Annotated in this window: 8 protein-coding genes; 6 read left to right on the top strand and 2 right to left on the bottom strand. The window is 56.7% G+C overall.

Features of this window, described 5'->3' with window-relative positions; genetic code table 11:
• Positions 1–13: 13 nt before the first annotated feature.
• From VB780_RS26520 to VB780_RS26500, 5 genes are all read left to right on the top strand, one after another.
• Positions 14–2,266 (top strand): heavy metal translocating P-type ATPase, encoded by a 2,253-nt coding sequence (locus VB780_RS26520; protein ID WP_323354197.1) that lies wholly within the window; start codon positions 14–16, stop codon positions 2,264–2,266.
• Positions 2,267–2,386: 120 nt separating this feature from the next.
• A complete protein-coding gene (locus tag VB780_RS26515) occupies positions 2,387–2,998 on the top strand; it encodes a cupredoxin domain-containing protein (RefSeq protein ID WP_323354196.1) in 612 nt (203 codons plus the stop codon).
• A gap of 153 nt (positions 2,999–3,151) precedes the next feature.
• Positions 3,152–3,787 carry an NfeD family protein gene (locus tag VB780_RS26510; RefSeq protein ID WP_323354195.1) on the top strand — a complete coding sequence of 212 codons (636 nt, stop codon included), beginning with the start codon at positions 3,152–3,154 and terminating at the stop codon, positions 3,785–3,787.
• 112 nt (positions 3,788–3,899) lie between these two features.
• A complete protein-coding gene (locus tag VB780_RS26505; RefSeq protein WP_323354194.1) occupies positions 3,900–5,288 on the top strand; it encodes a flotillin family protein in 1,389 nt (462 codons plus the stop codon).
• A complete protein-coding gene (locus tag VB780_RS26500) occupies positions 5,285–6,562 on the top strand; it encodes a flotillin family protein (RefSeq protein WP_323354193.1) in 1,278 nt (425 codons plus the stop codon). The genes VB780_RS26505 and VB780_RS26500 overlap by 4 nt, the downstream gene beginning before the upstream one ends.
• 58 nt (positions 6,563–6,620) lie before the next feature.
• Here the strand turns inward: VB780_RS26500 and VB780_RS26495 are convergent, their stop codons facing one another.
• Positions 6,621–7,097 (bottom strand): hypothetical protein, encoded by a 477-nt coding sequence (locus VB780_RS26495; protein ID WP_323354192.1) that lies wholly within the window; start codon positions 7,095–7,097, stop codon positions 6,621–6,623.
• A gap of 86 nt (positions 7,098–7,183) precedes the next feature.
• Positions 7,184–7,921, bottom strand: coding sequence for a hypothetical protein (locus tag VB780_RS26490; protein WP_323354191.1), 738 nt, complete (start codon positions 7,919–7,921; stop codon positions 7,184–7,186).
• A gap of 555 nt (positions 7,922–8,476) precedes the next feature.
• Between VB780_RS26490 and VB780_RS26485 the strand changes: the two genes are divergently transcribed.
• A complete protein-coding gene (locus VB780_RS26485; RefSeq protein ID WP_323354189.1) occupies positions 8,477–12,472 on the top strand; it encodes an FG-GAP-like repeat-containing protein in 3,996 nt (1,331 codons plus the stop codon).
• Positions 12,473–12,741 lie beyond the last annotated feature (269 nt).

Here is a 12,741-nt window from a genome sequence, read left to right as displayed (position 1 = left end):
CAGGAAGAAAACGATGAAAAACCAACTGCTTAAACTGCGGGGTATGAGCTGTGCCGCCTGCGCCAGCAATATCGAAGAGGCCATTCGGGCCGTGCCCGGGGTTGAATCCTGCAATGTTAACTTTGGCGCTGAGCAGGCCGCCGTCACCTATGACCCCCACCAAACCAACCTCACCCACATTCAGGCCGCGGTGGATGAGGCGGGCTACACCGCCCAGCCGCTGCAAGACGATGTGCTGGCCCCCGAAGACGACGCCGAGCGGCGGGAGCGGGAGGCCGAAAACCGAAAACTCACCCGCAAAGCCGTGTTTAGTCTGGTCATCGGCGGCATTTTGGTGATTGGCTCGCTGCCGATGATGGTGGGTTTGCCGATTCCGTTTATTCCCCCGTGGCTGCACAACCCCTGGTTGCAGCTAGTGCTGACTACGCCCGTGCTGTTTTGGGCCGGCAATTCCTTTTACATCAACGCCTGGAAAGCCCTCAAGCGCCACTCCGCCAGCATGGATACGCTGGTGGCGGTGGGGACGGGAACGGCGTTTCTCTATTCGCTGTTTCCCACCCTTTACCCCCAGTGGTTCATTGACCAGGGGCTGAACCCCGATGTGTACTTTGAAGCCGCCGCGGTGATTATTGCGCTGATTTTGCTGGGTCGCCTGCTAGAGAACCGGGCCAAGGGCCAGACCTCCGAGGCGATTCGCCAGCTGATGGGCTTGCAGGCTAAAACCGCGCGAGTGATTCGCCATGGCCAGGTGTTCGACATTCCCATTGCCGAGGTGGTGCTGGGCGATGTGGTGCTGGTGCGCCCTGGAGAAAAAATTCCCGTCGATGGCGAAATCATCGACGGCGCTTCCACTCTGGATGAGGCGATGGTGACTGGCGAGAGCGTGCCCGTGCAGAAAACCGTGGGGGATGAGGTGATTGGGGCGACGCTAAATAAAACTGGCAGCTTCAAGTTTCGCGCTACCCGCATTGGCAAAGACACGTTTTTGGCGCAGATCGTCAAGCTGGTGCAGCAGGCTCAGGGGTCAAAGGCTCCAATTCAGAAGATGGCTGACCGGGTGACGGCGTGGTTTGTACCGGCGGTAATGGCGATCGCCATTCTCACCTTCATCGTTTGGTACAACGTCATGGGCAACGTCACCATGGCGCTGATTACCACCGTGGGCGTGCTGATTATTGCCTGCCCCTGTGCCCTGGGCCTGGCGACGCCCACCTCGATCATGGTGGGCACCGGCAAAGGGGCCGAGAACGGTATTTTGATCAAAGGAGCCGACAGCCTGGAGCTGGCCCACAACATTCAGGCGATCGTGCTGGATAAGACCGGGACGATTACCCAGGGCAAGCCGACCGTGACCGATTACTTAACTGTGAACGGCACCGCCACCGAGCTGCACCTGCTGAAGCTGGCGGGCACGCTGGAGCGCAACTCCGAGCATCCCCTGGCCGAAGCGGTGGTCAACTACGCCCAGTCGCAAGGGGTGACTTTAGAGGATGCCCAGGGCTTTAAGGCCGTTGCGGGCAGCGGCGTTCAAGGGTCTGTTGCGGGTCAACGAGTCCAAATCGGCACCCACCGCTGGATGGCAGAACTGGGCATTGCCACCGATCGCCTAAAAACCCAGTGGGAGCAGCTAGAATCCCAGGGCCGCACGGTGGTGTGGCTGGCGGTGGATGGCACAGTAGAGGCGATTTTGGCGATCGCCGATGCGGTCAAGCCCTCCTCTGCCGCCGCCATTGCCACGCTGCAACGCATGGGGCTAGAGGTGGTGATGCTGACTGGCGACAACCGCCGCACTGCCGAGGCGATCGCCCGCGAAGTGGGCATTACCCGCGTCTTTGCCGAGGTGCGGCCCGACCAAAAAGCCGCCCAGGTCGAACGCCTGCAACGGGAGGGCAAAGTAGTGGCGATGGTGGGCGACGGCATTAACGATGCCCCCGCCCTCGCTCAAGCCGATGTCGGCATGGCAATTGGTACGGGCACGGATGTGGCGATCGCCGCCAGCGATATCACTCTAATCTCCGGCGACCTGCACGGCATTGTCACGGCCATTCAGCTCTCCCGCGCCACCATGGCCAACATTCGCCAAAACCTGTTCTTCGCCTTTATCTACAACGTCGCGGGCATCCCCATCGCGGCGGGCATTCTCTACCCCGTCTTCGGCTGGCTACTCAGCCCGATTATCGCCGGAGCCGCCATGGCCTTCAGCTCGGTGTCGGTGGTGACGAATGCCCTGAGATTGCGGAACTTTCGGCCCCAGCTGCAAGGGTGATGGGGTAGGTGGAATTCAAAGTTCAAAATTTAAGAAGGCAAAATTTTGAACTTTGAATTTTGAATTTTGAACTCCCCATCTCCCCCACCCTCCCCATTTCCCCACCTATGGAACAATCCCATGAAACTCAAACACCTTCCCCTCACCACTCTTGCCAGTCTGGGCCTCACCCTCACCCTCGCCAGCAGCACCCTGGCCCAAATGAACCACGATGACATGGCCCCTACCTCGACCGGCCAGTTTCAGCGGATTGAGCAACCGCTGTGGTCGAAAGCCGCCGTCACCGGGGCGGGGTTGAGCCTGATCGGCCTCGAACTCTGGTGGTTTTTGCTCAGTCAGCCCAAGTCTCGCAAAGCCACCACGACCGGCGGCGTGCAAGCAATCACCGTCACCGTTGATGGTGGCTACGACCCCAGCCATATTGTGGTGCGGGCGGGGCAGCCGGTGCGGCTCAACTTCTACCGCAAAGACCCCAGCAGTTGCCTAGAAGAAGTGCGTTTCCCTGACTTTCGCATTGCCCAGGCACTGCCGGTGAATCAGACGACGGCGATCGAGTTCACCCCCACCCAGCCCGGTCGCTATGAGTTTGCCTGCGGTATGAACATGTTTCGCGGCACGGTGGAAGTAGTGGCCAAGGAGGGTGATGCGGTTTTGCCAACTCCCCGCTCTAAGGCAGACCCTGCCGAGCCTCCCCACCCTTCTGCAAGTCACACCGTATCTGAGGCGGCATGACTCACAGCGATGGTCGAAGACCGGCCCAAAAGGGCGATCGCAGCCATTGCGATCGCCGACCGCTGCGGCCCCTGCGACACCCTACGTTCCAATTGATGAAGAACACGGGCGTAGGCCAGGTTAGCGCGGGTACCCTGGCAACGGGAACTAACGTTGGGCCAGCCTCAAGCCATGCTGATCTATGGTGTTTGCTTTATTGTCGGAGGCATATTTGTGCTGCTCGCCGCCATCGGTGGACTTGACGGTGTCGATTTTGCCGGTGACTTTGATGCTGATGTCGATATGCCCACAGGGGTTGGTGACGTTGGCGTTGATGACGTTGACGTAGGCACCCAAATTGACCAGACCCTGAGGCTGCTGCGAAACCGCTGGTGGCTGCCCTTTCTCAGCCTGCGGTTTTGGACTTTTGCCCTCTGCTTCTTTGGGCTGACGGGGCTGTTGATTAACCTGGTGCAGCCCGACCTGGCGGGGTGGCTGGGGGCGCTGATTGCAGCGCTGATGGGGCTGTTTTGCGGCCTGGTGGCGGCGCTGGTGCTGCGATCGCTCGGTCGCCAGTCCGTCAGCAGCCTAATTCGCCCCGAAACCCTGACCGGCCAGATCGCCACCGTAGAAATTCCTTTCGATACCAACAGCCGAGGCAAAGTCAGCCTCAGCATTGGCGGGTCTACCGTCAGCTTTTTTGCCATCACCCAGGAGGAACGCGAGTTTCACGCAGGCGAAACGGTTCTGGTGGTGGGGATGGAGCACAACAAGCTGTGGGTAGCCTCGGCAGAAGGTGTAGAAGGGTAGGGAGTAGGTGGGTGGATGGATGGATGAATGGGTAGGGGCAGACCTACGTGTCTGCCCTCAATGGCGAGTCAGACAGGATCAGGCAAGATCGGATGGAAGCAGAGGTTAGGCTATGGCAAATGGCATGAATCGGGCGGAAACGTTGGCGATCGCAGAGGTGATGCCGCCGGTTCCGGTGATGGGGCAGAGCGGGGGGCGGGTCTTGGGGGGCGGGGCGATCGCTGTCTTGATCTTTGCGGTGTTGATCACCATCTGGGGCGTCAACGCGCTAGTGCAGATCTGCGACCCCAACAAAATTTTGATCATCTCCGGGCGCAAGTACCGCCGCACCGACGGTCAGACCCTGGGCTATCGGGTGATCTACGGCGGGCGCACCTTCCGCATTCCCATTCTCGAAACGGTCAAAACTATGGATTTGACCACCATGCCGGTGCCGATTGAGGTGACTAACGCCTACTCAAAGGGGGGCACACCGCTGGATATTCAGGCGATCGCCAATGTCAAAATTGCCCGCGATGAGGTGCTGGTCGGCAATGCGATCGAGCGCTTTTTGGGCCGGGGCCGCGAAGAAATCTCTCGGGTGGCGCGAGAAACCCTGGAGGGCAACCTGCGCGGTGTGGTGGCCACCCTCACCCCCGAACAGCTCAACGAAGACCGGCTCCAGTTTGCCGAGCGCATCGCCAGCGACGTGCGCAACGACCTGGTCAAGCTCGGGTTGCAGCTCGACACCCTCAAAATTCAAAGCGTCGCCGACCAGGTTGACTACCTCAACTCCATTGGGCGGCGGCAGATCGCTAACGTGGTGCGCGATGCCGAAATTGCTGAATCTAACGCCGTCGCCGAAGCCGAGCAGATTGAGGCCGACAGCTCCCGCGAGGCCGAAGTGGCCAAAACCCAGGCCCGCACCGTGATTCAGGAAAAAGAAAACGAGCTGCGCCGGATCACCGCCGAGGTCGAAAAGCAGGCCCGCATCGAAGAAGAGCGCACCCAGGCCGCCGCTGCCGAGGCCCGCGCCCGCGCCCAGCGAGAGCTGCAAGCCATTCGTGCCCACCTGGAGCAGGCCCGCTTGGAGGTGGAACAGGTGCTGCCTGCCAAAGCCCAGCAGCGCGCCCAGGAATTCCAGGCCCGAGGGGCCGCCGCCACCCTCGAAGAAAATGCCAGGGCCTCAGCCCAGGCCAGCCAAATGCTGGTGCAGGTGTGGCAAGAAACGGGGGTGGATGCCTCCCAGATCTTTTTGGTGCAGCAGCTCGAAATGGTGCTCAAAGAGGCCGGGCGCATTCCCGGTCGGCTGCACCTGGGGCAGGTCAACGTCATCGACAACGGCGACGGCAAGGCGATCGCCTCTCTGCTCAACGCCTACCCCGAAATGGTGAAGCAATTTCTGCGCCAGTCTGAAGACATCCTCGGCATCCCCCTCGCCGCCATCTCGCCCCCCTCATCTCCCCCACCCTCCTCACCCTCTCCATCTCCCCTCACCCCAACCTCGGAGCCCACCCCATGAGCCTGATCTTCACCCTCCTGGTCGTCATGTTCGGGGCCACCGGTAGCCTGCTGCTGATCATCAAGAACCTCTACTACATCTGCCAGCCCAGCGAAGTGCTGATCTTTTCGGGCGATCGCCGCACCGTTGGCGATGGCCACAGCGTCGGCTATCGGTTAGTCAAAGGCGGCAGTAGCATTCGCAAGCCCCTGCTCGAAAAGACGTTCCGCATGGAACTCACCAACATGATCATCGAGCTAAAGGTGGCCAACGCCTACTCCAGAGGCGGCATTCCCCTCAACGTCGATGGCGTGGCCAACATCAAAATTGCGGGGGAAGAACCGGCGATTCACAATGCGATCGAGCGCCTGCTGGGCAAAAGCCGTGAGGAAATCGAAAAAATTGCCCGCGAAACCCTCGAAGGCAACCTGCGCGGCGTGCTGGCCACCCTCACCCCCGAACAGGTGAACGAAGACAAAATGGCTTTTGTGCGCAACCTGCTCGACGAAGCCGACGATGACTTGGCCCAGCTCGGCCTAATTCTCGACAACCTGCAAATTCAGAACATCTCCGACGACGTTGGCTACCTCAACTCGATCGGGCGCAAACAGCGGGCCGACCTGCTGCGCGACGCCCGGATAGCTGAGGCCGAGGCCAAGACCCAGTCGGCCCTACAAGCCTCTGAGAACCTCAAACGCACCTCCCTGCGCCAGATCGAGGCCAAAATAGAAACCACCCGCGCCGATGCCGATCGCCGCCTGCAAAACGCCCTCAGCCAGCGCCAGGCCGCGATTTCTGAAGCCGAGGCTGAAATCGCCGCCGAAGTCGCCCGCACCGAGGCCGAACTCGCCGTTCAGCGCGAACGCCGTAACCAGGTCGAGCAGCAGCTCCAGGCCGATGTGATTGCCCCCGCCGCCGCCTCTTGCCAGCAGGCCCAGGCCCGCGCCAAGGGCGACGCCGCCAGCATTGTCGAAGACGGTCGGGCCCGCGCCGAGGGCATTCGCGAACTGGCCACCACATGGAAAGCGGCAGGCGACCACGCCCGCGAAATTTTTCTCTTCCAAAAGCTGGAGTCGCTGCTGGCGAATCTGGTCGATACCGTGCCCGATGTGGAGGTCGAAAGCATCACCGTGATCGATCCGGGCCGGGGCGGCAGTGCCACCAAGCTGGCCTCGTTCATGGAGCAGATGAAGCAGGCCACGGGGCTAGATTTGGCCCAGACATTGCAGAATCTGGGTAACGGTAGTGCTTCGCAGGGGTCATTAGCCGCCAAACCAGACGCTGATACAAATTAGGGGTAAGGTATTTATCACAGGTCAGTGCTATAGAAGAATGGCACTGACGTAAGCCCTATCAAGCTACCAGCTTAGCTTTCAGAACCGAGCGGGGTTCCTGCATTCTTGGGAACGGTTTGGGCCGACGTTTGACGACTCGGGGTTCTGAGCGGTTGGGGCGAAACGGAACAAGCAGCGCTTGCACAGCCTGTAACAAGGTCTGGTAGCCTCGCTGTTGATGGGATGGAGCAAGATGCCGGAACTCGGGTCGGAAGTGATTAAATTGTTGCCGAGTGCCTTGCAGGGAGACCCGTAATGCATCGACCTCAGAGCCGGCTGTTCCATCCCACATCAACGTCCGCAGCAGATTGTAGGTCAACAGATGAACCCAAATACTTTTGGTCACCATGGCGGGCGTTTTGGCGGCAATCATCTCCAGGGCTAAGGTGGTTTTGAGATGCCTGAAATTGACTTCGGTGGCCTGCCAGCGGAGATGATAAAGTTTGGCCAGTTTGGCTTTGCGATACCGCTTGGGGTCCATCAGGGTGGTCACCACCACGAGGTTGGTCGGTCGAAACCCAGGCACCTGAATGGAGAGAAAGACTTCGCGCCTCTATCGACTCGGGTAAGGCTTCAAACTCCTCAGACGAGAGGGCTTTGGGGCATTGCTTTGGGCGCTGCCACCGGACAATGTGGTCGCCAATGCCTAATTTTTTGCCCCGCCTGAAATCGCAGCGGCGCTGATGGTGCTTGCGAAAAACCGCATCGGCTCCCGTCTGAGCCACCCAGGCTAGATCCACATAGGTGCCATTCACTCACCCGAAAGGGAGCCATTGCGACCTCCAGCACCGCTCCCGTGGTCACGCAAAACCACACTTGGAGTTTGAGAATCGGAAAGCCACAGCCCGCCTTCTGATTGCTGTGTTGGGGATATACCGCTTGATTAGCCTTGGTATCACTCATCAACACCGTCGTCGCATCAAAGGCCTTGACCCGACGACCACACCGCTGTTGTTCCGGGGATACTTTCCGGTGCAATGCCTGCGCCACTCGTTGTAGTAGGGGTGGGAAAATCGATTCAGGAAGACGTTTACGCGCTTTGCTGTAGCCTCCGGTATCGGCTGACGGCGGCTCTAAGCCCGCTAGGCTCATCCAGGCCACCACTCGATTGACCGCATGGTTGAGGCTGCTATCGACATCGAGTACTTGGGAGATCCAACTCCAGAGCACCACCATCAGGGTGTAGAGCACTTGGCGATAGGTTATGCCCTGCTCGTCCAGCACAGACTGAATCTCAGCTTCCGGTAGCACCTTGGCAAAGGGTAGACCAACACTGTTCTGGTATTTCTCCTTGAGGACTTCCGCACGATTCGGCCTCATAGAGGCATGGTTTTGGGCTTCGACGCTTTGATTCTTACAGCTCAAGCGCTTGAAGCCTTTTCGGCTCTCTTATGTCAGTGCCATTCTGCTATAGATTACTACTTTAGTGGTGCAGAAAACTCCTGAAACCCTTATGGATAAAGGATTCTCGCCAAGACAGCAGATTTGGGATTTCTCTAGGGCTCAAACGAAGGCAATGGGTTTCAGACGCTATTTTGACCGTCTGGGCCGTCCATCATGAGACTCAAAAAAGTTTTCTGCACCACTAAGCTAGTCAATCTATGTGGTTCGCCTTAGATCAGCTCAACACTCCTGACGATGCGCTGGTTCTAGAGGCCAATACTCGACAGCGCTTCACTTTAAAGCGTGATACAGCGGGCAATTCAACACTTAACCTCTCGGTGTGATTAGTTGACCAAAATGGGCAGTCTATAGATACACACCTCAAAGACGAGCGATTCTTGTCACTTCAACAACGACGATCGAATCGCTATTTGGTAGCACATCACTCTACAGCGCCCAATTTTTCGCCCCATAAGTCTTTTAGGTTTTAACATGCCATATTCATCTTCTCCTAGTCTTACGCAAACCACTGCCGATATCGATAACTTGGCCTTCTCTTGGGAAGACGGGATTCCTGAACCCCAGGGAAAAAACGTCGGCAGTCTGTTTGGTCAGTATTTTGTGAACAATGGCTCTGGCTTCGGCTTCTACGGCATCGCCATTCACGACTATAAGAGCAGCCCCAGCCAGGGAGAGTGGCAATACAAAGTCTCTACAGGCATCAATTCGTGGATATGGATTGACATACCCGAGATTAATTCTGCGGCTAACGACTCGCAGTTTTTGTTAAGAACTGGGACAGATCTGCGCTTCTTGCCGACAAATGATTACGCTGGGCCAGCTCCGCTGCTCGAGGTAAATCTTATTGATAGTCGAGTAGAATATTATGGAGTTGGATACGGGTTTAACTCGGGCGATCGCGCCTACATTGACAATAACATTCAATATTCTGGCAGCTATACAGAAAAGCTGGATTTTCAAACCCTGGTGTATGGCGTTAATGATGCACCGGTTAGCAATCTGAGCGTTACTTTTAACCAGACTGAGGCAATTCAAATCAGCGATCGCGCTACGGCAACCACTGCTGATCCTAATCCTGCAGCGGGCACGGGCGATCTCTTCCCCTCCGTGCTCAATGTGCAAGGGTTGCTCGGTCAGATTAAAGATGTTTCGGTCACCCTAAAAGACCTAAACATTGGCACCGACAACAACCTCGATATCTGGTTAGAAGGCCCTCAGGGTCAAAAAATTATTTTGCTGTCCGATGCCGGAAACGGTAGCAGCCTACAAAACCTTACGCTTACCTTCAACAACAGCGGCATTCCTGCCTTAGCGGGCGGCGGAGCGTGGCTTACTGACAACACAGTCTATCGCCCTAGCAACAACACGGGGGATATCGGTGACCTTGATCCATCGGTTTTTGGCACAGCAGCGACCTCGTTTAACCAATTTATTGGCCAATCCGGTACTTCGCTTAACGGCGAATGGAAGCTCTACATTCAAGACGACACCGACAGCGGTTCCGATGCCAGCAACTTTGGCAAGCTGCTCAGCGGTTGGAGTCTGACCTTTGATAGAGTTGCGGGCAGCTTCTCAAACGTCAATGAAGACATCAGCGCCTCTCAAGAATTAACCGTTGCAGACCTATTTGGCAGCCACTTCTCTGACGTCGATGGCGATTTCCTCAAAGGCGTTGCCATTATCGAGAATGCCGCCGGGGGCGAAGGTCAAGGTCAGGGACAGTGGCAGTATTTGAGCGGCAACAGTTGGACTACCATTGCCACCAACCTGACCGAAATCAAGGCTCTACTGCTAACGGCAGATACCAAAGTACGGTTTGTCTCCGCCCCAAACTTCAATGGCAAGCCGGGCAGTTTGGTGGGACGCCTGATCGACAGTTCCCACCCCGACTTTAACTCTGGCAAAATTCAGGATGCACGATTTACCACCTCCGGTGGCCCCTTTAGCCAGGCCACGATTAGTAAAACCCTGACTATTAATCCGGTAAATGATGCACCAACCGTTGTCGGTGAGGGGCTGATCGACTTCCCCACTTTCCTAGAAGACACGCCGCTGACAACCTTCAATGCACCAACCATTGAGGCCCTGTTTGCCAGTAGCTTCCAGGATTTGATTGACATCAACAACGTCAATCAAAACACCTTCATCGGTGTGGCTATCGTGCAAGACTCCGGATCTTACACCGACGACCCCACAGATAACCAAGAAATCTCTTACCAAAAGGGACATTGGGAAGTCTTCGACATCCGCTACGGCCAGTGGATTGCCCTGCCCAGCGACGTGAGCGAGACCAACGCCTACCTCGTGCCTAGAAACACTCAAATTCGCTTTCTGGCCAACGCCAACTACAACGGTGAGATTCCCCCCCTCAAGGTGCACCTGGTTGATAGCGGCGAAGGGCAGGCTTTAGGTCTGGGGCAGCGCATCAATCTTCTGCAAACCGGTGTGGGCGGCACCACCCGCTACACCGCCGATACTGTCACCCTCAACGGTGAGATTGAATCCGTCAATGACTATCGGCCCTGGGCCTTAGACAGCAGTGACATCAACCTCAGCAGTTCGGGTCAAGATGAAGATATTGCCTTGCCGCCTGCCAAAACCGTCGGTGAACTTTTTGGGCCACGCTTTATCGATGGCCAAGGCCGTGCCGATGGCTCCGATATCGACCAGTTTGGCTACAACCAGAGCGTGCACGGCATTTTTGCCGACGCCAGCTTCTGGGGCATTTTAATCAAAGATGTGCCCGCCAGCGAGGTGGGCATCTGGGAATATAGCGCCGACGGCACTGACTGGATCAGTGTTTCTGGATGGGGTGCAGCTGGATTCGGTGAAGGAGGAGAAGAAGGTCTTTACCTACCCGAGTCCTATCAGCTGCGATTCCGGCAGACAACCGAGCACTACAACGATCAAATGACAGGGACCGATCTTGGCCCGGCCCATCCCCTAGTGGCTTACCTGGTTGACGGCAGCGTCACCGATAGCAGTATTGGGTCGTATTTACAGAGTGGCGGGCTGATCGCCAGCGCTGACCCAATTCCCAATCGCCTACTCTATCTCGGTGAGGTCGGCCCCATCAGCCTCAACGGGCTAACCCTTGAACAGGCCATCAACGCTGTTAACGACGTACCTACAGGAGCCGCCTCTATCTCTGGCACCCTGCAAGAAGACAGTGAACTCCAAGCTATCACCTCAACCATTGCCGATGCTGACGGTTTAGGCACGTTTTCATACCAGTGGCAACGCTCTGTTGATGGTAATACCTGGGAGTCCATTAACGGTGCCACCGACAGCACCTTCATCCCTGGCGATACCGAAGTCGGCTATCTCCTGCAGGTCAATGTCAATTACACCGACGGCGGCGGCACCGTCGAGACGATTAACAGCAATGCTACAGCTAGTGCCATTGCCAATGTTAATGACCCACCTGTGGGCACCGTCACTATTGACGGTGCCATCGTCCAAGGCCAAATCCTCACCGCAAACACCGCTATCCTGGTCGATCTTGATGGCCTGGGCACCCTAAGCTACCAGTGGCAACAGTCTACCGATGGCATTACATGGAGCAATATTGACGGCGCGACTGACGTTACCTTTAGCCCCCGCAATGGCCAGGTAGGTCAGCTTTTGCAGGTGGCGGTGAGCTATGTAGACGTCTTTGGCACTTCAGAGTCGTTAACAAGTGCGCCCACCAGCGAGAGTGTTCAGCAGTTTAATGCTACCTCTGACTTTAACGGTGACGGTTCTGTTGACATCTTCTGGCGGCATCAGACCTTTGGGCAGTCGGTATTCTGGCTGATGGACAACGTCAACTTTGCCGGAGGTGATTTTCTCTCACCGACCGTAGAAGACGTCAATTGGGAGATGAAGGCTGTGGGTGACCTTGATAGCGACGGCAACCCTGACCTAGTCTGGCAGCACAAAACTAGTAACCAAGCCGTTGTTTGGCTCATGGATGGAGTAAACCTTGAGTCTGGCACTCTTCTCCCTAGTGGGGGTAACGATGGCTGGAATGTAGTTGAATCTGGCGACTTCAACGGCGATGATAAAGACGATATCCTCTGGCGCAATGCCAACTCGGGTGAGCTTGCGGTCTGGTTCATGGATGGCACTGACCTAGTCTCTGGAGAGTTGATTAGCGTCAATCCAGGTCTCGATTGGGAAGTGGGGGCCGTCGGCGACTTTACCAAAGATGGCAATGTGGACATTTTCTGGGAACACCGCACTGCCGGTGTCAACGTGTTCTGGGAAATGGATGGTACTACCCTCGTTAAAGGTTATGAAACCACTGCCGCTGAAGCCAGTTGGAAGGCGAAGGGAGCCGCTGACTTTAACCAGGATGGTAATCTAGATCTTCTCTGGCACCATCCAGGATCTGGGGAAAACGTACTGTGGTTGATGGATGGTACGAATCTAGTAGAGGGCGTTGTGTTACTTACTACGGAGGTTAGCTGGAACCCTGTTGTGTAGCTGCAAGTAGTATGTTGCTGAGCCGGGGTGGCTTGCCACTCCGGCGTTAGTTCTCAGAACCGAGTAATTTTGAACTCATAGCCTGTACCAAGGTTATGGGTTTTTGGCTTTCCGAAGGTACTGAAACCATTGTGCAGACACTTTATAGCTATAGCCACTTAGGTTAGGACGCGGCTTGCTTGAGGACGGCCTCAATGGCAGCCCGCAGACCATCATCATGAGGAAGGGCTTTTCGAATCCGGCTTTTCAACCACCCCCAGCACTTTTCA

The organism is Leptolyngbya sp. CCNP1308 (assembly GCF_034932455.1).
Taxonomy (GTDB): Bacteria; Cyanobacteriota; Cyanobacteriia; order Phormidesmidales; family Phormidesmidaceae; genus Nodosilinea.
This window is presented reverse-complemented; position numbering and strand designations above follow the sequence as displayed.

Coding starts and splice junctions, on each gene's coding strand:
- VB780_RS26485 (WP_323354189.1), top strand. CDS start 8,477: ATGCCATATTCATCTTCTCCTAGTCTTACGCAAACCACTGCCGATATC.
- VB780_RS26515 (WP_323354196.1), top strand. CDS start 2,387: ATGAAACTCAAACACCTTCCCCTCACCACTCTTGCCAGTCTGGGCCTC.
- VB780_RS26505 (WP_323354194.1), top strand. CDS start 3,900: ATGGCAAATGGCATGAATCGGGCGGAAACGTTGGCGATCGCAGAGGTG.
- VB780_RS26500 (WP_323354193.1), top strand. CDS start 5,285: ATGAGCCTGATCTTCACCCTCCTGGTCGTCATGTTCGGGGCCACCGGT.
- VB780_RS26490 (WP_323354191.1), bottom strand. CDS start 7,921: ATGAGGCCGAATCGTGCGGAAGTCCTCAAGGAGAAATACCAGAACAGT.
- VB780_RS26520 (WP_323354197.1), top strand. CDS start 14: ATGAAAAACCAACTGCTTAAACTGCGGGGTATGAGCTGTGCCGCCTGC.